Origin of the sequence: Streptomyces sp. NPDC051567 (assembly GCF_044454165.1) — a bacterium.
Taxonomy (GTDB): Bacteria; Actinomycetota; Actinomycetes; order Streptomycetales; family Streptomycetaceae; genus Streptomyces.
Map to the genome: position 1 here is coordinate 100482 of NZ_JBITDK010000013.1, position 23375 is coordinate 123856.

General features: G+C 72.9%; 18 protein-coding genes. 9 read left to right on the top strand and 9 right to left on the bottom strand.

Annotation, left to right across the window (positions count from 1 at the left end; all coding sequences use genetic code 11):
* Nucleotides 1-67: 67 nt before the first annotated feature.
* The 5 genes from ACIA5F_RS16930 to ACIA5F_RS16950 all read right to left on the bottom strand — a co-directional run bounded on the left by ACIA5F_RS16930 (nucleotide 68) and on the right by ACIA5F_RS16950 (nucleotide 7834).
* Nucleotides 68-835: an enoyl-CoA hydratase/isomerase family protein gene (locus ACIA5F_RS16930; protein ID WP_399353566.1), complete on the bottom strand. Its 768-nt coding sequence runs from the start codon at nucleotides 833-835 to the stop codon at nucleotides 68-70.
* Between the two features lie 94 nt (nucleotides 836-929).
* The gene (locus ACIA5F_RS16935) at nucleotides 930-2165 is read right to left on the bottom strand and encodes an Ig-like domain-containing protein (RefSeq protein WP_399353568.1); all 1236 of its coding nucleotides are present in this window, start codon (nucleotides 2163-2165) and stop codon (nucleotides 930-932) included.
* A 120-nt stretch (nucleotides 2166-2285) separates the two neighbouring features.
* Nucleotides 2286-2984 carry a L,D-transpeptidase family protein gene (locus ACIA5F_RS16940; RefSeq protein ID WP_399353570.1) on the bottom strand — a complete coding sequence of 233 codons (699 nt, stop codon included), beginning with the start codon at nucleotides 2982-2984 and terminating at the stop codon, nucleotides 2286-2288.
* Between the two features lie 254 nt (nucleotides 2985-3238).
* The gene (locus ACIA5F_RS16945; protein WP_399353572.1) at nucleotides 3239-6397 is read right to left on the bottom strand and encodes a SpaA isopeptide-forming pilin-related protein; all 3159 of its coding nucleotides are present in this window, start codon (nucleotides 6395-6397) and stop codon (nucleotides 3239-3241) included.
* A gap of 216 nt (nucleotides 6398-6613) precedes the next feature.
* The gene (locus tag ACIA5F_RS16950) at nucleotides 6614-7834 is read right to left on the bottom strand and encodes an Ig-like domain-containing protein (protein WP_399353716.1); all 1221 of its coding nucleotides are present in this window, start codon (nucleotides 7832-7834) and stop codon (nucleotides 6614-6616) included.
* 166 nt (nucleotides 7835-8000) lie between these two features.
* On the opposite strand from ACIA5F_RS16950, the gene glgX reads away from it, so the two are divergent.
* The gene (glgX, locus tag ACIA5F_RS16955) at nucleotides 8001-10397 is read left to right on the top strand and encodes a glycogen debranching protein GlgX (protein ID WP_399353574.1); all 2397 of its coding nucleotides are present in this window, start codon (nucleotides 8001-8003) and stop codon (nucleotides 10395-10397) included.
* Nucleotides 10398-10462: 65 nt separating this feature from the next.
* On the opposite strand, the gene ACIA5F_RS16960 is transcribed toward glgX, so the two are convergent.
* Nucleotides 10463-11095: a MarR family winged helix-turn-helix transcriptional regulator gene (locus ACIA5F_RS16960; protein WP_399353576.1), complete on the bottom strand. Its 633-nt coding sequence runs from the start codon at nucleotides 11093-11095 to the stop codon at nucleotides 10463-10465.
* 194 nt (nucleotides 11096-11289) lie between these two features.
* On the opposite strand from ACIA5F_RS16960, the gene ACIA5F_RS16965 reads away from it, so the two are divergent.
* Nucleotides 11290-12489, top strand: coding sequence for an MFS transporter (locus ACIA5F_RS16965; RefSeq protein WP_399353578.1), 1200 nt, complete (start codon nucleotides 11290-11292; stop codon nucleotides 12487-12489).
* Between the two features lie 94 nt (nucleotides 12490-12583).
* On the top strand, nucleotides 12584-13306 hold the full coding sequence (locus ACIA5F_RS16970) for a CDP-alcohol phosphatidyltransferase family protein (RefSeq protein ID WP_399353580.1): 723 nt from the start codon (nucleotides 12584-12586) through the stop codon (nucleotides 13304-13306).
* On the opposite strand, the gene ACIA5F_RS16975 is transcribed toward ACIA5F_RS16970, so the two are convergent.
* Nucleotides 13287-13784, bottom strand: coding sequence for an adenylyltransferase/cytidyltransferase family protein (locus ACIA5F_RS16975; protein WP_399353582.1), 498 nt, complete (start codon nucleotides 13782-13784; stop codon nucleotides 13287-13289). The genes ACIA5F_RS16970 and ACIA5F_RS16975 overlap by 20 nt on opposite strands.
* Nucleotides 13785-13955: 171 nt before the next feature.
* On the opposite strand from ACIA5F_RS16975, the gene ACIA5F_RS16980 reads away from it, so the two are divergent.
* From ACIA5F_RS16980 to ACIA5F_RS16990, 3 genes are read left to right on the top strand one after another with little or no spacing between them, the layout of a single operon-like run.
* Nucleotides 13956-15161: a glycosyltransferase gene (locus ACIA5F_RS16980; RefSeq protein ID WP_399353718.1), complete on the top strand. Its 1206-nt coding sequence runs from the start codon at nucleotides 13956-13958 to the stop codon at nucleotides 15159-15161.
* Nucleotides 15158-16900, top strand: a complete 1743-nt coding sequence (locus tag ACIA5F_RS16985; RefSeq protein WP_399353584.1) for a lipopolysaccharide biosynthesis protein — start codon at nucleotides 15158-15160, stop codon at nucleotides 16898-16900. Before ACIA5F_RS16980 ends, ACIA5F_RS16985 begins: the two co-directional genes overlap by 4 nt.
* Nucleotides 16897-18159 (top strand): hypothetical protein, encoded by a 1263-nt coding sequence (locus ACIA5F_RS16990; protein WP_399353586.1) that lies wholly within the window; start codon nucleotides 16897-16899, stop codon nucleotides 18157-18159. The genes ACIA5F_RS16985 and ACIA5F_RS16990 overlap by 4 nt, the downstream gene beginning before the upstream one ends.
* A gap of 36 nt (nucleotides 18160-18195) precedes the next feature.
* Here ACIA5F_RS16990 and ACIA5F_RS16995 read toward each other — a convergent pair whose 3' ends face one another.
* A complete protein-coding gene (locus ACIA5F_RS16995) occupies nucleotides 18196-19719 on the bottom strand; it encodes a hypothetical protein (RefSeq protein ID WP_399353587.1) in 1524 nt (507 codons plus the stop codon).
* A gap of 124 nt (nucleotides 19720-19843) precedes the next feature.
* On the opposite strand from ACIA5F_RS16995, the gene ACIA5F_RS17000 reads away from it, so the two are divergent.
* Together ACIA5F_RS17000 and ACIA5F_RS17005 are read left to right on the top strand one after the other, a co-directional pair.
* Nucleotides 19844-20383, top strand: coding sequence for a WcaF family extracellular polysaccharide biosynthesis acetyltransferase (locus ACIA5F_RS17000; RefSeq protein ID WP_399353589.1), 540 nt, complete (start codon nucleotides 19844-19846; stop codon nucleotides 20381-20383).
* Nucleotides 20380-21501: a glycosyltransferase gene (locus tag ACIA5F_RS17005; RefSeq protein WP_399353591.1), complete on the top strand. Its 1122-nt coding sequence runs from the start codon at nucleotides 20380-20382 to the stop codon at nucleotides 21499-21501. The genes ACIA5F_RS17000 and ACIA5F_RS17005 overlap by 4 nt, the downstream gene beginning before the upstream one ends.
* Before the next feature lie 48 nt (nucleotides 21502-21549).
* Here the strand turns inward: ACIA5F_RS17005 and ACIA5F_RS17010 are convergent, their stop codons facing one another.
* Nucleotides 21550-22878, bottom strand: a complete 1329-nt coding sequence (locus tag ACIA5F_RS17010; RefSeq protein ID WP_399353593.1) for a tetratricopeptide repeat protein — start codon at nucleotides 22876-22878, stop codon at nucleotides 21550-21552.
* Between the two features lie 185 nt (nucleotides 22879-23063).
* On the opposite strand from ACIA5F_RS17010, the gene ACIA5F_RS17015 reads away from it, so the two are divergent.
* On the top strand, nucleotides 23064-23246 hold the full coding sequence (locus ACIA5F_RS17015; RefSeq protein WP_399353595.1) for a hypothetical protein: 183 nt from the start codon (nucleotides 23064-23066) through the stop codon (nucleotides 23244-23246).
* Nucleotides 23247-23375: the final 129 nt, after the last annotated feature.

The following is a 23375-nucleotide window of genomic DNA, read 5'->3' on the forward strand; positions in this document are numbered from 1 at the left end:
AGGACCGCGCCGCCCCGTCCGCCGCGCACGCCCGGGCCCGCGCCCGGGCCGCATCAGGGGCCCGGGCTCAGACGAAGCGGGCCTTGCCCGGGCCCTCCTCGACGAAGCTGCGCATGCCGCGCTCGCGGTCCTCGGTGGCGAACAGGGCCGCGAACCAGGTGCGTTCGACGGTCAGCCCGGTGTCGATGCCGGTCTCCAGGCCCCCGTCCACGCACTCCTTGGCGGCGCGCAGCGCGATCGCCGGGCCCTGCGCGAGCTTCGCGGCCCACGCGTACGCCTGCGGGTACACCTCGGCGGCGGGCACGACCCGGTCGACCAGGCCCAGGGTGAGCGCCTCCTCGGCCCTGACCATGCGCCCGGTGAAGATCAGGTCCTTGGCGCGGGAGGGGCCGACCAGCCGGGAGAGCCGCTGGGTGCCGCCCGCGCCCGGGATCAGGCCGAGCAGGATCTCGGGCTGGCCGAGCTTCGCGTTGTCGGCGGCGATCCGGTAGTCGGCGCAGAGCGCGAGCTCGCAGCCGCCGCCCAGCGCGTAGCCGGTGACGGCGGCGACGACGGGCTTGGGAATCCGGGCCACCGCGGTGAAGGCCTCCTGGAGCGCGCGGGACCGCACGACCATCGCCGCGTGGTCCATCGTCTGCATCTCCTTGATGTCCGCGCCGGCCGCGAAGACCTTCTCGCCGCCGTAGAGGACGACGGCCCGGACGTCGGCGCGGTCGGTGACCTCCGCCGCGAGCTCGCGCAGCCGGTCCTGGGCGGCGATGTCCAGCGCGTTCATGGGCGGCCGGTCCAGCAGGATCGTGCCGACACCTTCGGAGACTTCGAGAGAGAGGGTCATACGGGGAAGGCTAGGCCCTGCGGATGTGAAGCGGCCCGGTGCCGTGGATCACAGCACCGGGCCGCCCGGAGTTCCCGCGCCCCTGCGCGAGGGGCTACTTGACCCACTCCGCCCAGTCCATGTTCCAGCCGTTGAGGCCGTTGTCCGGGGCGATCTGCCCGTCCTGGGAGTTCTTCACGACGACCACGTCGCCGATCAGCGACTCGTTGTAGAACCAGGCCGCCGGGGTCTCGTCGTCGCCCGCGCCCCGTACGTCGCGCAGCCCCACGCAGCCGTGGCTGACGTTCTGCGCGCCGAAGGTGGACGGGGCGGCCCAGTAGTTGCCGTGGATGAAGGTGCCGGAGGTGGACAGTCGCATCGCGTGCGGGACGTCCTTGATGTCGTACTCGCCGCCGAAGCCGACGGTCGCGCCGTTCATCCGCGTCACCTTGTACTTCTCGCTGATGACCATCTGCCCGTTGTACGTGGTCGTCGCCGGGGCGCCCGCCGTGACCGGGAGGTCCTTCAGCTGCTGCCCGTCGCGGACGACCGTCATCCGGCGGGTGTCCGCGTCGACCGTGGAGACCTGGGAGCGGCCGATGGTGAAGGTGACCGTACGGGTCTGCTTGCCGTGGACGCCCGGGCGGCCCTCCACCCCGTCGAGGGCGAGTTTCAGGGTGACCCGGGTGCCCGGGGCCCAGTACGTCTGGGGGCGGAAGTCGAGCCGGTCGTTGCCGAACCAGTGGCCCTCGACGGGCACCGGCGGCTCGGCGGTGACCGTGACGGCCTTCTCGACGGCGGCGGTGTCGGTGATGCCGCGGCTGAAGTGGACCGAGACGGGCATGCCCACGCCGACGGTCGAACCGTCCTCGGGCGTGTAGTGGCCGACGAAGGTGCTGTGGGGGGTCAGGGTGGTGAAGGTGGTGTCCTTGACCGACTCCCGGCCGGCCGTGTCCTTGGCGACCGCGTGCACCTTGTACTCGGTGGCGGCGGCCAGGTGGCGGTCCGGTTCCCAGCTCGCCCCGTCGGTGGCGAGCCGCCCCGCCACCGCGTTGCCCTTGGTGTCGGCGACGCTCACCTGGGTGAGCCGGCCGCCGGTGCTGGATATCCGCAGGACCCCGCTGGTGGCGGTCTCCTTGGCCCCGTCGTCCGGCTTGACGCTGACGACGGCCCGGGAGGCCACCGCGTCGATCGTGCCGACCACGGTGTCACCGGCCTTGTCCCCGCCGCCACCGGTGGGGGCGGGGCCGCCGCCGCACGCGCCGGTGAAGAACAGGGCCGCCCCCAGCAACACCGCGGACAGACCGCTGCGGCCACGTATCGGCTGCAGGTTCACTCGTCTTCTCCCCATGTCCCCCGCGCACGGAAAATCGCGCGTCTGGCCACAGGAAATCACATGGTCGGACTGCGGGAAGCCACGGTCCTGTCACCGTTTTGTCCCAAGCGTCCGGAAGCCGTGTCCCTGGGTTCCTCAGCCGTCGGTGCCCGGTTTGGTACCCCAGACGTAGACGGCGTCGCCCTCGGCGAGCAGGTCCCACAGCCGCGCGGCGTCCGGGACGGAGAGGTTGACGCAGCCGGCCGAGCCACCGTGGGCGTAGAGGTCGCCGGGGCGTCCGTGCAGGGCCTGTCCCCCGTCGAAGAACTGGGCGTACGGCATGGGGGCGTCGTCGTAGAGCGTGGACCTGTGGTCCTTGTTGCGCCAGTAGATCTCGTGCCAGCCGGTGCGGGTCTCCTCGTCGTCGCGGCCGGTGCGGACGGGCACGGGCGCGAAGAGGACGCGGCGGTCGCGCTGCACCCAGAGCAGTTGGCGCCTCAGGTCCACGCAGGTCACCCGGTGCGGGCGGACGGGGCAGCCGCCGTCGGCGTTGGGGTTGGCGCGGGCGGCGACGGCGACCATGGTGCGGTAGGTGACCAGGCCCGCGTAGCCGTCGGCGGGCTTGATCCGGTGGGTCCGCTGGAAGGCGCGGACCGCCGCGCAGTCGGCCGGGCTCTGCACTCCGTCGACCGGGCGTTTGAGGTGGGCCTCCAGCTCCCGCTGGTAGGGGCCGGTGTCCGCGGTGCAGTCGGGTTCCGGCGCGGCCCCCGCCGGCGGGGCCGGAACCACGAGGACCGCCAGGGCCGTCAGGGCGGGCAGCGCGGACCTGACTGCGGCCCGGACTGCCGTCCGCACTCCGGGCCGGACTGCGGACCGGACTGCGGACCGGACTGCGGACCGGACTGCGGACCGGACTGCGGGCCGGGCGACGCCTCCACGGCTCACGCCGGTGGCTCCTGCCGCGTCGCCTGTCGCCATACGGGCCTCCTCGCGCCCGCCGGCCGGGCCCCTGGGGCCCAGCTAACCCGGCCGGGACGGGAGCCGCGCGCACGGGTGCGCCGGTGGGGTGAGGAGGTCACCCCACCGGCGCACCCGGTGGTCACTGCGGATCAGGGACGGTGGCCGTGGCCCTCCTTGCCCTTGCCCTTGCCGTGGTCGTCACGCTTGTTCTCCAGCGTGACCGAGATCTGCTGGTCCGGCGTCTGCTCGTTCAGCAGGAGCGGACCCGTCACCCGGTTCGGGGGCAGGACGTACCCCTCGGGAACCGCGGTCTCCAGCAGGTAGTACGAGCCCTCGGAGAGCCCGCCGAAGGCGCAGATTCCGGCTCCGTCGGTGGCGCAGCCGGGCCTGGCCTTGTGGTCGGGGTTGATGCCGCGGGTCTGGAGGCCGGGGATGCCGTTGGTCTCCTCCCAGACCTCGAAGACCGCTCCGCGCAGCGGGCGCTTGGTCTTGGCGTCCTTCTTCTCGACGCGGATCTTGCCGTCGAACTCGGCGGGGGTCTTCGTGTTCGGGACGTTCAGGACGATGCCGGTCGCGACGTCACCCTGGTCGAGCAGGAACGGGGTCACCGGGTTGGCCGACGGCTCGTAGCCCGCCGGAACACCCGTCTCCAGCCAGTAGTAGGAGGACCCGATCGGCAGCGTCACGGTGCAGGTACCGACCGCGTCGGTGACACAGGTGTTGGGGAGCAGGGTGTCCGGGTTCGGTCCGGTGGTCTGGAGGCCCGCGACACCGTTGGACTCGCGCCACAGCTGGAACGTGGCACCGGGCAGCGGGACGTTGCTGTCCTTGTCCGTCTTCGTCAGCACCACCTTGGCGTCGGTCGGCGGTACCGGGATCTTCGTGTTCGGGATGTCCAGGACGATGCCGGTCGCCACATCACCCTGGTCGAGCGTGAACGGGGTGACCGGGTTGGCCGACGGCTCGTAACCGGCCGGGACACCGGTCTCCAGCCAGTAGTACGAGGACCCGATCGGCAGCGTCGCCGTGCAGGTACCCGCCGCGTTGGTGACACAGGTGTTGGGAAGGAGGGTGTCCGGGTTCGCGCCCGTCGTCTGAAGACCCGCCACGCCGTTCGACTCGCGCCACAGCTGGAAGGTCGCACCGGCCAGCGGGACGTTGCTGTCCTTGTCCGTCTTGATCAGCACCACCTTGGCGTTGACCGGCGGCACCGGAGTCTTGGTGTTCGGGATGTCCAGGACGATGCCGGTCGCCACATCACCCTCGTCCAGTACGAACGGCGTGACCGGGTTGGCCGACGGCTCGTAGCCCACCGGAACACCCGTCTCCAGCCAGTAGTAGGACGAACCGATCGGCAGCGTCACGGTGCAGGTGCCCGCCACGTTGGTCACGCAGGTGTCGGGAAGCAGCGTGTCCGGGTTCGCACCGGTCGTCTGAAGACCGGCGACACCGTTGGACTCGCGCCACAACTGGAACGTGGCACCCGGCAGCGGGACGTTGCTGTCCTTGTCCGTCTTGATCAGCACCACCCTCGCATTCGAAGGCGGCACCGGAGTCTTCGTGTTCGGGATGTCCAGGACGATCCCGGCCGCCACGTCACCCTCGTCCAGCGCGAACGGGGTCACCGGGTTGGCCGACGGGTCGTAACCGGCCGGGACACCGGTCTCCAGCCAGTAGTACGAGGACCCGATCGGCAGCGTCGCCGTGCACGTACCCGCCGCGTCCGTCACGCAGGTGTCGGGGAGGAGGGTGTCCGGGTTCGCACCGGTCGTCTGAAGACCGGCGACACCATTGGACTCGCGCCACAACTGGAAGGTCGCACCCGGCAGCGGGACGTTGCTGTCCTTGTCCGTCTTCGTCAGCACCACCTTGGCCTCGGCGGGCGGCGGGACCTTCGCGTTCGGGACCTGGACCTGGACGCCCACCGAGGCGTTGGCGTTCGTCAGGACCAGGGTGCTGACCGGGTTGGAGGGCAGGACGTATCCGGGGGGAGCCGCCGTCTCGCGCCAGTAGTACGTGCCGGGCACGGTGTTCTGCGTGCAGCGGCCGTCGGCACCGGTGGTGCACTCCGCGACCACCGTGTCGGGGTTCGCGCCCGTGGTCTGGAGGCCGGTCACGCCGTTGGTCTCGTGCCACAGGTCGAAGGCGGCACCGGCCAGCGGGTTGCCGGACTCGTCCTGCTTGACGACGGTGACGTTGCCCGTCACCGGGGGCGTGGCGCAGTCGGGCAGGTCGCCGTTGAAGGGGTAGGCGTGGAACTCCTGGCCACCGCCTCCGCCCGGGATGCCGGTGTGGGTGAGCGTGCCGGTGGTGAAGAAGCGGCCGTTCATGCCCGGCAGGGTGACGGTGGTCTGCGAGGCCTCCTCGCCGACGAGGACGCTGCCCTGGAACTGTCCGCTGCCGTTCAGGTTCACGGTCGTGGCGTCCGGGAAGTTCCACAGCAGCTGGCTGCGGTACTTGTTGAAGAACGGGTCCTGCGAGTCGACGATGGTGCCGCTGAAGGTGTTGATGGTCCGCGTCGTGCCGAGGACGTTGACCAGGACGGTCGCGTTCGCCGGGATCTGCTCGAAGCGGATGCCGATCATCCCGCCCGTGTTGCCGACCAGGTTGAAGTCGACGTTGAAGACCTGGAGCGCGGAGGTGTTGTCGCCGGTGAAGGTGGTGGTGCCGAAGCTGTTGACCGCCGTGCCCGTCGCCGGACGGGGCTGCCCGTCGACCCGGGCGTAGCACTTGCTGGCGGCGCTGAGCTGGTCGCGCAGCCCCTCGAAGGGGACGGCCGCGGCGGGGTCGTGGGTCAGGGTGCCGGTGACCTGGCCGGCGCCGGGGGCGGTGCCCGCGTACCGGACCACACCGCCCTCCGCGAGGAGCCGCTCGTCGGCGGCGATGTTGACGTTGCCGCCCGTGGTGAGGAAGTCCGAGCCGACCGGCGGCTGGACCAGGGAACCGGCGCCGACGATGCCGATGTTGTAGGCGCTGCTGCCGCCCACGGACTTGTCCTGGTCGAAGTTGCCGAGGACGACGACCTTGCCCTCGGCCTCGGCAGCGCGCTCACGGACCAGGAAGTTGCCGCCGACGAAGACGTTGACGGCCTGGTCGATGCCCTTGGGGGTGTTGCCGACCGAGATCTCGGGAAACGGATCGGGGCACGTGCCCGGGATGCACGGACCGAGCCCTCCGGGCAGCGGGGCCCGCACCCTCACGGTCTCCGCCGGACGGTCACCGCCTGGACCGGCCGCGGTGGCCATAGGGGCTCCGGCGGCCAGTACGGCCCCGATCGTGAGCCCGAGGGTCCATTTCCTTGCTGACATGACGCTCCGTCCGTCTCCTGCACTGCTGGCCCCGTCAGGCTGGGGGGCAGGGTGCGGTAGAGCGCCCCGGAACACTCGCCGACTACGGCATTTCGATCACATATGTCACTCTCCCGTGGCCGGACGGGGTGTCGCGAGCCGGATCGCGAGCCTCGTCACCGGCCGGACCGCGGGCCGGGGCCGCCGGGCCGGGGCCGCGTGCGTCCGGCGGCCGGGTCACACGACGGCGGAGCCCGCGACCCAGTGCGCCCAGGACAGGTTCCAGCCGCCCAGCCCGTTGTCGGCGGCCACCGTCCGGTCCTGCGAGTTGACGACCTCGACCACGTCCCCGACCAGGGTCCGGTCGAAGAACCAGCCCGCCGGGGTGTCCGAGCCGCCGCCCTTGTCGTCGCGCAGGCCCACGCAGCCGTGGCTGATGTTGCTGGCGCCGAAGGTGTCGGGGCTGACCCAGTAGTTGCCGTGCAGGAAGGTCCCGGAGGAGGTGAGCCGCATCGCGTGCGGGACGTCGGGGATGTCGTACTCGCCGCCGAAGCCGACGGTCTGGCCGTTCATGCGGGTGACGTCGAAGAGCTCCATCACCACCATCTTGCCGTTGTAGGTGGTGGTCGTCGGCGATCCGGCGGTGATCGGGAGGGTGGAGAGGAGGGCTCCGTCCCGGCGGACCTCCATGGTGTGCGCGACCGCGTCCACGGTGGAGATCTGGGAGCGGCCGACCGTGAAGGTGATCGTCTTGTCCTGGATGCCGTACGAGCCGGGCGCGCCCTCGACGTCGCGCAGGTCGACCTTGACGGTGACCTCGGTGCCGGGTTTCCAGTACTCCTTGGGCCGGAAGTCGATCCGGTCCTTGCCGAACCAGTGGCCGACGACCTTCACGGGCGGGCTGGAGGTGACGGTGATGGCCCGTTCGACGGCCGCGCGGTGGGTGATGGAGCGGCTGAACCGGAAGGAGACGATCATGCCGGTGCCGACGGTGGAGCGGTGCTCGGGCTTGAAGTAGCCGATGAACCGTTCCTCGGGGACGTAGGTGGTGAAGCTGGTGTGCCGGGCCTGGCGGCGGTCGTGCCCGTCGACGGCGACCGCGTCCACGGTGTACTTGGCGGCGAGCGCGAGCCGCCCGGCCTCCGGGGCGGGGTTCCAGCTGAGCCCGTCGGCGGCGATGGTGCCGGGCACCTCCTCCTCCTGGGCGTCCTCCACCTTGGTGACCACGACCCGTTCCAGCCGGCCCTCGGGCACGTTGACCGACAGCGACGCCTGTGCCGGGACGTCCTTGGCGTTGTCGCCGGGGCTGACCCGGATGGCCTCGTCCGGCGACCGGGGTTTGCCGGGCAACTGGATCTCGACCGGTGACCGGCCGTCCTTCACACATCCGGCCAGGCCGCCCAGGAGGACCGCCCAGGCCGCCACCGCGGCCAGCCCCGCCGCCGCCCGCCTCGTCAGAAGAGTCACGCCCCTCCAACGACCGGGCCCCTCCGGGGGAAACGTGAGTGCGGGCCGGGTTCCGGGCAGAACAGGGGGAAGGACCAGACGGGGGCGAGCCCCGGCAGGGACGCCGGGGCCGTGTCTTCCCTGCCCCCGTCGGTCCCGGGAGCCGTGGAGGCGGGCAGTGTCGAGCGCAGCCGAGCAAGAGGCGGTGGAAGCCGTCGTGGAGAGCGTGGACGCCAGCGGCGCGGTGCGGGGCGGCCCGGCCGGGCCCGTGCCGCAGACCGGCGGCGGGCCGGCCGGGCAGCCGAACGGCAGGCCGGGCGGTCCGACCAACGGCCAGGTCGGAGGGGGTTTCAGAGGAGAGTCCCACCGGGTCCCGGCCCGCCCGGGGCCGGTGGTGTGGCCCGGGTCCTCGCACCCGCTGGGGGCCCGTTTCCACATCACCCCGGACGGGACGGCGGGCACCAACTTCGCGCTGTGGGCGCCGGGCGCGGAGGCGGTGGAGCTGTGCCTGTTCGACGGTCCGGGCGCCGGGAGCACGGAGACCCGGTGCGCCCTGACGGAGCTGACGCACGAGATCTGGCACGGCTTCGTCCCCGGGGTGCGCCCCGGGCAGCGGTACGGGTTCCGGGTGCACGGCCGCTGGGACCCGTGGACGGGGGCCCGCTTCAACCCGGCGAAGCTGCTGCTGGACCCGTACGCGCGGGCGGTGGACGGCTCCGAGGGAAATGATTACAGCAGGCTGCCGCCGGAGGTGTACGGGCACGTCCGGGACTGGCCCCAGCAGTACATCGCGGACACCGTGCGCGACGACCGGGACTCGGCCCCGCACGTCCCCAAGGGGGTCGTCGTCCACGATGACGACGACTGGGCCGACGACGTCCGGCCCAAGACGCCCTGGGCCGATTCGGTGATCTACGAGCTGCACGTGCGCGGCTTCACGATGCGCCACCCGGGGGTTCCCGCCGAGCTGCGCGGCACGTACGCGGGGCTCGCCCACCCGGCGGCGGTCGGGCACCTGGTCGAGCTGGGGGTGACGGCGGTGGAGCTGCTGCCGGTGCACCAGTTCGCCCACGAGGACCATCTGCTGCGCCGGGGGCTGCGCAACTACTGGGGCTACAACTCGGTCGGGTACTTCGCGCCGCACGCGGGGTACTCGGCCTCGGGCACGGCCGGGCAGCAGGTCGGCGAGTTCAAGCGGATGGTCCGGGCGCTGCACGCGGCCGGGATCGAGGTCATCCTGGACGTGGTCTACAACCACACGGCGGAGGCCGGCGAGCTGGGCCCGACCCTGTCGCTGCGCGGCATCGACAACCGGGGCTACTACCGGCTCCAGTCCGACCAGCGCCGGTACGCCGACTACACGGGCTGCGGGAACACCCTGCACGCCGGGCGCCCGCACGTGCTGCGGCTGATCACGGACTCGCTGCGCTACTGGGTGACGGAGATGGGGGTGGACGGCTTCCGCTTCGACCTGGCGGCGGCGCTGGCCCGCTCGATGCACGACGTGGACATGCTCTCGCCGTTCCTGGCGGTGATCGCCCAGGACCCGGTGCTGCGCCGGGTCAAACTGATCGCCGAGCCCTGGGACGTGGGCTCGGGCGGCTACCAGGTGGGGGCCTTCCCGCCGCTGTGGACGGAGTGGAACGACCGCTACCGGGACTCCGTACGGGACTTCTGGCGGGGGGCGCTGCCCGACGTGCGGGATCTCGGGTACCGGCTGTCGGGGTCGAGCGACCTGTACGCGTGGGGCGGGCGGCGGCCGTACGCCTCGGTGAACTTCGTGACCGCGCACGACGGTTTCACCCTGCGCGACCTGGTGTCGTACGAGCGCAAGCACAACGAGGCCAACGGGGAGGCGGGGCGGGACGGCACCAACGACAACCGGTCGTGGAACTGCGGGGTGGAGGGCGATCCCCCGGAGGGCGCCGACCCCCGGACCGGGGCGCTGCGCCGGCGCCAGTTGCGCAACCTGCTGACCACGCTGCTGCTGTCGACCGGGGTGCCGATGCTGGTGGCGGGCGACGAGTTCGGGCGGACGCAGGGCGGCAACAACAACGCGTACTGCCAGGACAACGAGACGGGCTGGGTGGACTGGTCGCTGCTTCAGGACCCGGCCTGGCGGGAGCTGTTCACCCTGACCCGGCGGCTGATCGCGGTGCGCCAGGCCCATCCGGTGCTGCGCCGCAAGGCGTTCTTCTCCGGGCGGGCGCAGGGCGCGGACGGGTTGCGGGACCTGGCCTGGTTCACCCCGGAGGGGACGGAGATGACGGAGCGGGACTGGTACGCGCCGGCCGCCGCGCTGGGCCTGTACCTGTCGGGGCGGGACATCCCGGGCCGGGACGAGCGGGGGCGGCAGGTGACGGACGACAGTTTCCTGGCGCTGCTGCACTCCGGGGAGCGGCCGGTGGAGTGGCTGCTGCCGGGCGCGCCGTGGGCGGCGGAGTACGAACTGGTGGTGGACACCTCCCGGGAGGACCAGGCCGCCGCCCCGGGCAGCCGCCACCCGGGCGGGCGGCCCCTGACGGTCCCGGCCCGGTCGGTGCTGCTGCTGAAGGTGGTGGGCCGGGAGGGGTGAGCGGGGCCCCGGCGGGCTCCGACCGGGCTCCGACCGGGCTCCGGCGGGGCGGGCCCGGCGCCGGTTCAGCGGGTCTCGACGTGGAGGAGCATCCGCTTGAGGAGGGCGGCGAGGGCGGCGCGTTCGGCGTCGTCGAGCGGCTCGACCATCTCCGTGTCGGCGATGCCGCGCCAGCGCATGGCCTCGCTCCAGCGCCGGTGCCCCTCCTCGGTCAGCTCGACCTCGACCCGGCGGCGGTCCGGGGCGGTGCGCAGCCGCCGGATCAGCCCGGACCGCTCCAGGGTGTCGAGGCGGCCGGTCATCCCGGCCGGGGAGAGCAGCAGTTCGGCGGCGAGCGCGGCGGAGGGGGCCCGCCAGGGTGCGCCCCGGGAGGCGAGCCGGTGCATGGTCTCGAACTCGGACGCCTGGAGTCCGGTCTCGGCCAGCGCGCGGTCCTTGCCGTGGGAGACGTGCTTGGCGAGGAGCTGGATGCGGGTGATGACCTCCTCGACGGTCACGTCGAAGGGGACCTTGCCGCTCCAGCGGGCGATGTGCCGGTCGACGGAATCCTCGGCCGGAGCCGGAGCCGTCCCCGGTGCTCCCGCTCCCGCTCCCGGTCCCGGTCCCGGCGCTCCCGGTATCCGCGCGGCCGGTGCCGGTGCCTTCGCCGGGGGTACGGCCCCGGGGGTGGCCGGGGATGTGTCCGCCTCTGTGCCCATGGCCGCATTATGTCCCGGCCCCGGCGACGGGCCCCGGCCCGCCCCTGAGAACCCGGCCCTGAGAACCCGGCCCTGAGAACCCGGCCCTGAGAACCCGGCCCGCTCCCCCGGGCCCCGGCCCCGCCCCGCCCCGCCCCCGCCTCGCCCATTATTTCGTTGACGAATGATTCGCTGGCGAAATACTGTCGGGTCCCATGACCCCGACGCTCTGGCGGCTCCTCGCCGGCCGTACCTTCGCCGCCTTCGCCACCGCCCTGATCCCCACCACCCTCACCCTCGCACTGCTCCGCACCGGATCGGCGGGCGACCTCGGCCTGGTCCTCGCCGCCGAGATGGTGCCGATGCTGCTCCTGCTGCCCGTCGCCGGGGTGGTCGCCGACCGGTTCCCCGCCCGGCGGGTGGTGCTCGCCGCCGACCTCGTGCGCGCCGCCGCCCAGCTCGGGACCGGGGCCCTCCTGCTCTCCGGGCCCGTACGGATACCCGAGCTGGCCGCACTGTCGGCCCTCACCGGGGCCGGCGTGGCCTTCGGGACCCCCTCCGCCCGCACCCTGGTGGCCGCCGTGGCCACCGGGCCCGGACGGCTGCGCGTCAACTCCCGGCTGATGGTGGCCCAGGGGCTCGCGACCGTCGCCGGGCCCGCCGCCGCCGGGGCGCTGGCCCTGTCCGTCGGCGCGGGCTGGGCCTCCCTGCTGACCGGCGCCCTGTTCGCCGTCTCCGCGCTCACCCTCGGCGGGCTGCGCGTCCCGGCCCCGCGCGCCACCGGCCCCCGGCCCGGCTTCGGCGCCGAGCTGCGCGGCGGCTGGGCGCAGACCCGCCGCCACCCGTGGTTCCTGGCCAATGTCATGGCCCACGGGGTCTGGCACCTGGCGGCCGGGCTGCTGCTGACCCTCGGGCCGGTCATCGCCGTGGAGTCCCTCGGCGGCGAGGGCGCCTGGGTCGTCGTCGCCCAGGCCGGGACGGCCGGTCTGCTCGTCGGGGCCTGGGCCGCGGGCCGGCTCCCGGTGCGCCGGCCGCTGGTCTGGGTCGCGGTGGCCTCGGCCGCCTTCGCCCTGTCCCTGGCCGCGCTGGGGCTGCGGCTGCCCGTCCCGGTGAGCGCGGCGGCCTATTTCCTGGGCATGGGCGGGGTCGGGCTGATGAGCCCGCTGTGGGAGACGGAGATCCAGCGGCGGGTCCCCGCCGGGGCCCTGGGGCGGGTCGGCTCCTTCGACACCCTGATCTCCTTCGCCGCCCGCCCGCTGGGCCTGGTGGCCGCGGCCCCGCTCGCCGCCCTCACCGGGACCGCCGTCCCGCTGCTGGCCGCCGCGGTGCTCGTGGCCGTCGCGAACCTGGCCGTCCTGCTGGTCGCGGACGTACGGGCGCATCCGGAGCGGGAGCCCTCGTACGCCCTGCGATGATGTGCCCTTCGTACGGATCGTACGAACATGCGGCCGATCGGGTGGCCCGGGCCACCGGGTCGGTCCAGGTGTTTCCAAGGTGGGGGTTGTACGGATGGCGAGTGTCGGAGCCGCGCTGCGGGAGTTGCGCGGGGCGCAGAAGTCGGCCAAGGGGGTGTCGCTCTACTCACGGTTCGTCAACCGGCCCGCCGGGCGGTACCTGGCCGCCGGGTCGTACGTGATCGGGCTCACCCCGAACCAGGTGACCCTGATCAGCGCCGCCTTCAGCTTCGCGGCCGTCGCGTCCGTCGCGCTGGTGGCGCCCTCGTGGGGGCTGGGGCCGGCCGTGTGGGCCGCGCTCGCCGTCGGGTTCGCCTTCGACTCCGCCGACGGGCAGCTCGCCCGGTTGCGCGGGGGCGGCAGCGCGGCGGGCGAGTGGCTCGACCACGTCGTGGACTGCGCCAAGATCACGGCGTTGCACAGCTGTGTGCTGATCGCCTTCTACCGCTTCCCCGAGGAGTACGGGACGGGCCCGGACGGCTGGCTGCTGGTGCCGCTGGCCTTCCAGTTCGCCTCGGTCGTCACCTTCTTCGGCGGACTCCTGACGGAGAAGCTGAAGCCGAAGGCGGCGCCGGGAACCCCCGCCGCCGCGCCCTCGACGCTGCGCGCGGTAGCGCTGCTGCCCGTGGACTACGGGGTGTTCGCCCTGGTCTTCCTGCTGCTCGGCGGCGGCGAGGTGTTCCGCTGGGCGTACACCGGGTTCGGCGTGGTCGCCGGGCTGTTCCTGCTGGCGTTCCTCGCGAAGTGGTTCCGGGAGCTCAGCGCGGTTCGGCGGTGAGCGGGGCCTGCTGAGCCCGGTCGGCCGAGGGCTGGGCGAGCACGTCCAGCGCCCGGCGCAGCTGGGTGCTGGACGTGTGCACGGTGTAGGGGAAGTAGACGACGTCGACCCCGTGCTCCGCGAAGTCCTTCTCCAGCCGGTCGCCCTTGGGCGTCCCCCGCCAGTCGTCGCCCTTGAAGATGACGTCGAAGCGGACCTGCTTCCAGGTCTCGACCTTCTCGGGGACGGTCTCGACGAAGGCGGCGTCCACGTACTTGACGCTGCGGACGATCTCCAGCCGTTCGACGAGCGGGATCATCGGGCGGCGGCCCTTGGCGAGTTCGGCCATCTCGTCGGAGACCACTCCGGCCACCAGGTAGTCGCACTGGCTCCGCGCGTGGCGAAGGATATTGAGATGTCCGATATGGAACAGATCGTAGGCGCCCGGCGCGTAGCCGACCCGGTACGGTCTGCGCGCGGGCGCGCCAAGTCCGGTCATGTCCCGCTCCGTCATCTGTACCCCCAGAAGCCACACCCCCCGGTGTGGCGGATGAGCTGACAATAGCGTGCACGTTCTACGTCACGTCGGTGAACGCATAGGGTGACGAGCGCATCATTCAGGGGAGAAGGGGACGTTACAGTGTCCAGATCCGGTCACCGGCGCCTGCTGCTGGTTTCCACCAATTACGCCCCCGAGCACGCGGGGATAGGCCCGTACGCCACTCAGATCGCGGAACACTGGGCGGATCTCGGCCACGAGACGCATGTCCTCGCCGGCATGCCGCACTATCCGTCGTGGTCGCTCGAACCGGAGTACAAGGGGGCGCTCAGGCGCACGGAACAGCGCGCGGGAGTGACGGTGCACCGGCGTGCGCACACCGTCCCGGAGCGCCAGACCGCCGTGAAGCGGGCCCTGTTCGAAGGGTCGATCCTGCTGCACGGCGCCGTGGCCCCGCCCCGGATGGCGAAGCCGGACGCGGTACTGGCCCAGATGCCCAGCCTGGCCGGCGGGGTGCTGGCCGCCCGGCTCGCGGCGCGGTGGAAGGTCCCGTACGTCCCGGTCGTCCAGGACCTGATGGGGGCCGCCGCCGCGCAGAGCGGGATCAGCGGCGGCGACAAGGCCGCCGCGCTCGCGGGCCGCGCCGAGGCGTACGCCCTGACCCGGGGCACCCTCGTCGGGGTCATCCACGAGACCTTCGTGGACCGGGTCGTCGCCATGGGCGTGGACCCGCGCCGCATCCGTCTGGTGCCCAACTGGTCGCACGTGCCGGTGCCCACCGCCGAGCGCTCCGGGACCCGTGCGCGCCTCGGCTGGGCGCCCGGCCGCACCGTCGTCCTGCACTCCGGGAACATGGGCCTCAAGCAGGGGCTGGAAGTCCTCGTCGACGCCGCCCGGATCGACCCCGACGTCCTCTTCGTCCTGATGGGCGACGGCAGTCAGCGCGCGGCCCTCGCCGCGCTCGCGGCGGACGTACCCAACCTGGTCATCATCCCCCCTGCCGCCGACGGCGAGTTCCCGGATATCCTCGCGGCGGCGGACATCCTCGTGGTCACGCAGCACGCCGCCGTGCTGGACATGAGCGTGCCGTCGAAGCTCACCTCCTACTTCCAGGCCGGCCGGCCCGTCCTCGCCTCCGTGGCGGCGGGCGGCGGCACCGCCCAGGAGGTGGAACGTTCCGGCGCGGGGGTGCTCGTACCGCCGGAGGACCCCGGCGCCCTGCTGAAGGCCGTCCAGGCCCTCACGGAGGACCCCGCGGGCGCGGACGCGCTGGGCGCGGCCGGGCCCCGCCACGTGGCGGCTCACCTGAGCCGCGAAGCGGGCCTCGCCCGTATCGACGCACTGATCGACGAAGCACTCGGGGGCATCCAGTCGTGATCGAGACGAACCGCCCGGCGGCGGCCCCTGCCGAGGACGAGCCGGATCTCCTCAGGGACCAGTTCCGGCAGCTGCTGCGCTACCGCCGGCTCATCGGCGCGGGCATCGGGATCGGTCTGCTGGGCGGCGTCTACCTGGGCATATCCACGGCGGACACCTATGTCGCGACCGCGGACGTCGTGCTGCGCGCGCCCACCGACGACCCGTTCAACCCGAGCCTCGCCCCCGACAAGGCGATCAACATCGGCTCCGAGCGGCAGGTGGCGCTCAGCTCCTCCATCGCCGCCGAGGCCGCGAAGAAGCTCAAGGTCTCCGCCGCCGCCTTCCCCGCGCTGCGCGCCGGTCTCCAGGTGACCAACCCGCCGCAGTCGATGGTGCTCCGCTTCACCTACACCGCCTCCTCGCCCAAGGAGGCCGCCACCCGCGCCAACGCGATGACCGAGGCCTACCTGTTCAAGCGGCAGGAGGCCCTGGACGTGACCCGCGACCAGATGGTCAAGGGGTACAAGGACCAGCGCGACCCGGTGAGCAAGCAGCTCGACGAGCTGGTCAAGGAGATCAACCGGATGCCCGCGGGCTCCGCACGCGACGCCGCGACCTCCGCCAAGACCGACCTCCAGAGCGAGGTCGGCCGCTACAACGGCAACATCACCAAGCTCGAAGCCCTCGACATGACCCCGGGCCGGGTCACCAGCGTCGCCGTCCCGCCCACCGGGCCGGACGGCCCGGGGCTGCCCATGTCGCTCGCGCTCGGCGCCGCCGTGGGCCTGGCCCTCGGCCTGCTGGCCGCCTGGGTCCGGCTCGTCTTCGACCCGGCGCCGCGCTCCGAGGGCGACGTCGCCCGCGCCCTGCGCGCCCCCGTACTGGGCTCCCTGCCCCGGGACAAGACCGGCGGCGGGCCGCTGCTGGCCGCCGGGGAGGCCGACCCGCGGCTCGCCGAGGAGTACCGTTCGGTGGCCTTCCGGCTCGCCTACGACTCCCGGTTCGCCGACCGGCGCCGGCTGCTCGTCGTCGCCCCGCGCGGCTCCAGCGAGACCGCCGCCGCGGTGGCCGTGAACCTCGCCGCCTCCTTCGCGGAGACCGGCAAGGACGTGCTGCTGATCGAGGCCGACCTGCGCACCCCCGTCCTGGCCAGCCAGCTGCCGACCGACGCGGGCGGCCGGCCGCGCTGGAGCCAGATGCCGGGCGGCCCGGCCGCGGGCGGGCACCCCGGTCAGCCCGGGGACTCCGACTGGCCCGACGGACGCCAGCTCGTCGTGGACGCCGGGGAGTCCGGCGCCTTCGACCTGATCCCGGGCGAGCGGGTCCGCAACGTGGCCCGCGCGCTGACCTCCCCGCGCGCCACCCGGCTGGTCTCCGAGGCCGACTCCCCCAACTCCACCGTCGTCGTCCTCGCCCCGCCGGTGCTCTCGTACGCCGACGCCCTCGCCCTCGTCGACCGCGTCGACGGCGTCCTGGTCGTCTGCGACCCGCGCGCCGTCCACCGCAGCGACCTGTCCCGCATCCGCGAGCTGATCAGCGGCGCGGGCGGCACCGTCCTCGGGGCCGTGCTGCACGCGCCGGTCCCCGTCGACAAGCGCGCCGCCAAGCAGAAGCCGCGGGCCGGTCGCGGGTCCGCCGCCGGGGCGCCGCCCGCCCCGCGTCCGGACGCGCGGCAGACGGCCGGGCCGGAGCAGCACGTCCCCGGCGACGGCAGCGACACCGTCGCCCTGCGTACGGTCCGCACGGGCCGCAGATGAGCCGGCGCGGCCTCGCGGCGGTCGCCTCGGTCCTGGACCAGGCGGCCTCCAGCGCCACCAACATCCTGGTGCTGGTGCTGGCCGCCCGGCTCTCCTCGGCCTCCGGCTTCGCCGACTTCTCGATGGTGTACGTGACGTTCAGCGTGCTCCTCGGGCTGAACATGGCCTACGTCGGCCAGAGCGTCGTCCTGGAGAAGGGCGAGCGGCTGGCCCCGGTGTGCCGCTCGGCCGTGGGCTTCACGGGGGTGGCCTCGACGGCCGTGGGCGCGGTGCTCGCGGTGACGGGGCTGCTGCTGCCCGGGGCCGCCGGGGACGCCTTCCTCGCGCTGGGCCTGGTCCTGCCGCTGGTCCTGCTCCAGGACGGGCTGCGGTACTGCTTCTCCGCGCTGCGCGCCCCCGGGCGGGCGCTGGCCGCCGACACGCTGCGGCTGGTGTGCGTGACCGGGGCCCTCGCCGTCCAGCCCGAAGGGGCCACGGCGCAGCGGCTGGTGCTGGTGTGGGGGCTGTCGGCGCTGCCCGCGCTGGCCCTCGGGCTCTGGCTGCTGCGGCCGTCGGTGCGCGGGGCCCGCGCCGATCTGCGCCCGTACCTGCGCCGGGGCCACCTGGGGCAGCGGTTCGTGGTCGAGTTCGCCGTGGGCAACGGCTCCAGCCAGCTCGCGGTGCTCGGTCTCGGCGTCTTCGCGACGCCGCTGGCCGTGGGCGCGCTGCGCGGGGCGACCACGCTCTTCGGGCCGCTGAACGTGCTGTTCAACTCCGCCGGTGCCTTCGGGCCGCCGGTGGTGGGCCGGGCCTCCGGCAAGCGCGGCGTGGTCCGGCTGACCGCCCTGCTGGGCGGGGCCCTGGCCCTGCTGGGCGCCGGGTGGGCGGCCGTGCTGTACGCGCTCCCGGACCGGGTGGGCCGTGAGCTGCTCGGGGACACCTGGGCCGCCGCCTCCGCGCTGCTGCCCGCCACGGGCGCCCAGTACGCGGTCATGGGCCTGGGCACCTGTGCGCTGCTGACCCTGCGGGTGCTCAACCCGAGGGCGACGCTCTCCCTCCAGGTCGTCTTCTCGCTGCTCTCGGTGGGGCTGTTGCTCGGCGGGTACGCGCTCTGGGGCGTGGCGGGGGCCGCGTGGGGTCTGGCGGTGGGTTCCGCCGCGAAGGCCGGGGCGGGCTGGCTGCGGGTGGCCCGGCTGGAGGTTCCGGCTCCGGCCGGGGCGGAGCCCGCCGCGGCTCCGGCCGGTGCGGCAGGCCAGGGCCCCTCGTCGCCCGCCGCCTGAACGCCCCCGCGCGCCGGCCCGGGGCCGGGCCCCGGGTCAGCGCAGGGTGGTGTCCTTGTCCTGGCGGTAGGTGGCCACCAGCGCCAGGCACAGGGCCGCGATGGCGACCCGGCCGGACGCCTGGAGCAGCGGCCCGCGCAGCAGGATGAAGGAGTACCCCGCGACCAGCGGGACCACCACCGAGATCAGGCTCCCCGGCGGTGCGCTGCGGGTGGCGCGCTTGGCGTAGCGGCGGTCGACGCGGGCAGCCGCGTACCCCATGGTCAGCAGCCCGCCGCACATGCCCAGCGGGCCGAAGTCGATCCACAGCTCCGCCCAGATCGGGGAGGAGAGGTTGGTGTTGACGGTGCCCATCCACTGGCCGACCATCACGCCCGTGTCGCGCGGCTTGCCGGGCCAGAGCGCGCGCGGCACCGCGAAGAAGACCGACCCGGCGAGCTGGCGCCCGTAGAAATGGCCGGGGCCGGACTCCGAGAAGGTGATGGTGTTCGCGAACATGCCGATCTGGTCGTAGTCCTTGAGGGCCATCGGCTCCAGGAACGAGGTCGTCTCGACCGGCTTGTAGTTCTTCTCGTCGTAGCGGAAGCGGTCCGCGAACGGGAAGACGAGCAGGGCGATGACCACGGCCATCGACAGGGCCACCCGGTACATCGCCGCGCTCACCGGGAACACCGTGAAGAGCAGCGCGAACATGACGGTGAGGAACCAGTACCGGGGGTTGGAGATCGGGTTGTTGACCACCAGGTTCAGCGCGGCCAGCGCCGCCCAGGTGACGATGACGGAGACCTTGCGGCGGGCGAACTTCGAGGTGATCAGCCAGCGCGTGTAGAGGAGCAGCGCGAGGAGCGCGGGGACCGTGCCGAAGCCGCGCAGCAGGGCCTGGCCGGCCTGGCCGTCGCCGTTGGAGACGCCCGCCTCCTCGATGCCCGCGATGATCTCCTGGCGGCTGGAGAAGAAGACGGCCGGGCCGCCGAGCTTCATGACGAAGGCCGCGCTGCACCCGAAGGCGAGGACCGTCAGGAGCTGGAGCCTGCGCCGGTGGGCCATGACCGGGCGGGCCTCCTTCTGGGAGCCTCCCGCGCGGCCCGCCGGCCGGTGCCGGGCGAGCAGGACGCCGACGTCGAAGGCGGTGCAGCCGAGCAGCACCAGGCCGATCGCGAGGGTGAGGTCCGAGCGGGGTCCGACGACGGGGGTCGGCACCTGGCCCAGGACGGCCTGGGCGAGCGGGGCCACGCCCATCGCCATGTAGACGAAGAGCCAGAACGAGCCCTGGAGGAGCTTGCGGCGGCTGGTGAGCACCATCGCGGAGAGCCGGGCGCCCGCGTACATGGTGAGCAGCAACTGCACCCAGAAGACCGCGTCGTGGGCGCCCGCGCCGGACTGGACGGCGACGAAGAGCGGCAGGAAGACGGTGAACCCGAGGGCCAGGGGGACCGACAGCGCCCGGGAGAGCAGGGTGCGCGGGGTGGTGACCCGGCCCCACCGGCTCTCGTCCTCGGGGGGCCTTCTCCCCGGTGGTCTGCGGGGGGTGGCGGAGGGTTTGCGTATGTCCGTTGCCACTGCTGCCCCCACCCCATGTGCCTGGTCCGGGCGCAGTCTAGTCTGAGCGGGCGGCGCCCGGGGAGGCGCCTGCGGGAGGGGGTCCTCCGGGCCCGGCCCGGGGGGAGACGAGGGGGAGGTTTCGGTGCGTGATCTTCCTGCCTTCACGCTGGCCGGATACGACAAGGGGCGCGGGCTGCTGACGCAGGCGCTCTGGTTCGCCGTGATGAACACGCTGTTCATGGCCTGGTTCTGCCCGGCACGGCTGCGGGTCGCGCTGCTGCGGGCGTTCGGGGCGAAGATCGGCGAAGGGGTGCTGATCCGGCACAGGGTGCGGGTGCTGTGGCCGTGGAAGCTGACGGTCGGGGACCACACCTGGATCGGTGAGGGGGCCTGGCTGCTGAACCTGGAGCCGGTGACCATCGGCGCGCAGGTGTGCGTCTCGCAGGAGGCGCTGCTGTGCACCGGCTCGCACGACCACCGGGCCGCCGACTTCCGTTACCGCAACGCGCCGATCGTGGTCGAGGACGGCGCGTGGGTGGCGGTACGGGCCACCGTGCTGGCCGGGGTGACCGTGGGCCGCTGCGCGGTCGCGGGCGCGGGCTCGGTCGTCCACAAGGACCTGCCCGCCCTGACCCTGCAGACCCAGGACGGGCGCAGGCGCCCGGTCGAGGAGCCCAAGTGAGAGTCCTGCACGCCGTCACCCTGCACTCCCCCTCGCACGCCTTCGGCGGGCCGGTCCGGGTCGCGCTCAACCTGGCGAAGGGGCTCGGGGCGCGGGGCCACGAGGCGCGGCTGCTGGCCCTCGGCGAGGGTTTCCCCGAACCGTGGCCGACCTCCGTGGAGGGGGTCGCGGCGCGGCTGTTCCCGGCGCGGCGACTGCTCCCGCTGGGCTTCAGCGGGATGACCTCGCCCGCCCTGCTGGCCTCGGCGGGCGCTCTGGTGCGGGACGCGGACGTGGTCCACGTCCACCTGGCGCGGGACCTGGTGACGCTGCCCGTGGCCCTGGCGGCGCTGCGGGCCGGCAAGCCGCTGGTGCTCCAGACCCACGGGATGGTCGACCCGAGCGAGAAGCTGCTGGCCAAGGTGCTCGACGCGGTGGCGGTGCGGCGGCTGCTGCGCGGCGCGGACGCGGTGCTGTACCTGACCCCGCACGAGCGCGAGGGCCTGGACGCGGTGGTGGGCGGTCCGCTGGCGCGGGCGGTCCGGCTGGTCAACGGCACCCCGGCGCAGGAGGAGCGGCCCGCCCTGTCCGGGCCGCCGCGCATCCTGTACTCGGCGCGCCTACAGGCCCGCAAGCGGCCGGTGGACTTCGTGGACGCGGCCCCGGCGGTCCTGGCGGCGCACCCGGACGCGGAGTTCGTGGTGGCGGGCCCCGACGAGGGCGAGCTGGCCGCGGTCCGCGCCCGGATCGGCGCGCTGGGCCTGTCGGACCGGTTCACGGTCCCGGGGGCCCTCTCCAGCGCGGAGGTCCTGACGGAGCTGCGCCGGGCCCACGTCTACGTGCTGCCCTCGGTGGACGAGCCGTTCCCGATGTCGGTGCTGGAGGCGCTCTCGGTGGGCGTCCCCACGGTGGTGACCCACTCCAACGGCCTGGCCCGCGACATCGCCGCGGCGGGTGCGGGCCGGGCGGTCGACCCCGGTCCGGCGGGCGTCTCGGCGGCGGTCCTGGCCCTGCTGGACCCCACGGCCAACGCCGGGGCCGCACGGGCGGCCCGTACGCTCGCCGCGGACTCCTTCTCGATGGACGCGGTCCTGGACACCCTCCTCCCGGTCTACACCTCCGCCCTGACCCGCCGCTGACCGGCGGGGGCGGGTGCGTTCCGGTGCGGGGAGGCAGGTCCCAGGGGTTCAGGCCGCCCGGATACCCGCCTTCACCCGCTCATGCACCAGCCGTGCGTACGCGTTCGCACGGTAGGGGGTGAGGAGGGAACCGACCTTCCTCACCTGCTGGTCGACATATCCGGAATGGACGTGGGGATACGCGTCCAGCGCCTTGCCCCAGGTGTCGCAGGCGGCTTCGAGGTGTCCCATCCCGAGCTGCCTCTCAGCCAGCAGGAAGGTGAACTTGATTCCCGACCTCCGGCTGTCGCTCGCGTCACGCAAGCGGAAGTGATCCTGGAGTGATTCCACGCTCCCTTTCGCGTCGCCGAAAGCGTGCCTGACTTCGGAGAGCATGAACGCCAGCGTGGCGGAGGTGAATCCACCGAAAGTGCCGATCTGGCTTTCCGCTTGATCTACGGCACGTTCTGTCTCACGGATGCTGCGCAATGCGTTTGCACGCTCTCCCGCCAGCGCGTAAGCATGAGCCTGCTGCCCTGCGAGAAATGCGCGCATGCGAGGACTCGACTCGGTGGAGACTTCCGCCGCAGAATTCGCCAGGCGGACCGCCGGAACACCGTGACCGAGATGGGCAGCTTGCACAGACATCCCTCGCAGGATGTGACAGTACGTCGGCTTGTCCGCTCCAGCCGCCGCCAGCTCCAACCCCTTGACGTAGTACTGCTGAGCAAGACCGTGGTTCCCTTCATCCACCGCCATCCAGCCCGTCAGATAGCAGAGCATCGCGGCGGCAGAAAGCATCGATTTCCTGGTTTCGGCCGACGCGTCTGCTTTCAAATAGGGAGCCACCGTATGGCTCAAGAAAGCCGCAGCCATGGGGCGGGCGTAACGACCACCGAACTTTCCGTCCAGGCCGCTCAGATGTTCGGTCATCGCCGAGACGGCGGCGACTTCCTCAGGCCCGACCCTCAGGTGCGGGTCGGCTTTCACGGCCTGCATGCGCTCGGTGAGGTCCTCCCACCCCGGGATGGTCAGCGCGGCGGAGAAGAGCCCGGCACCTAATACGCCTCTGCGCGAGGGGTCAGACAATTCGATCAGCCCTTCCACGATGTGACGGAAATCGGTGCTGGACGGTGACGTCTCGGAGGGGAAACCCACCTCCGCGACAGTGACCGGACGGCGCAGGCGGCGGGACAGCGCTTCGGCGATGAAGTGCCGCACGCGCTCCCGCTGGGGCACCGTCCCGCCGAGCCAGTGGTTCACCGACGCGCGGCCGTACCGGAGGGGGGTCCCGTTCTCGGCGCCGACCCGGTTCACCGCCCGCGCCAACCGGTCCTGACTCCAGCCGCTCTCCGCCAGCAGGGCGGCCAGTGCGGTGTTGGGTGCGCGTACAGCCATAGTGGTCAACTCCCGATGTCCTGACGGCCATTAAACGTTCTCAACACAGCAGCGTGTCACAACGGTACCGCGCAGAGTCACAGGACGGTTTGGTTACCGCTGGAAGGAAGACGAGGCAGAACACGGGAGGTCTGATGGACGAGTACAGGCGCGGGTACGGGCACAGGCGCGGACGGAGCGGGGCGGTGCTGTTGACACCCCGGTCCCCGGAGAACCAGTCGGCGGACGCCCTGCTGGCACGTCTCGCGGTGCTCTTCTCCTCCGGGCACCGGCGGGCCGTCGGTGTCTTCGGCGAGGGGTACGAGGCACGGTTGCCCATCCTCACCGGGCCGGTGCCGGAGGGCGGTGTGCCGGATGGGATTCGGTAGGAGCACCCCGAACTCGCGCCCCGGCTGCGCGGCCTGCCGTGAGCACCGGTGGAAGGTACAGAGGGCACGGGCCGGCCGGGACCCCGAGCGGTACGCGTCCGCCGCGGGCGACCACCGCGCGCACATCCG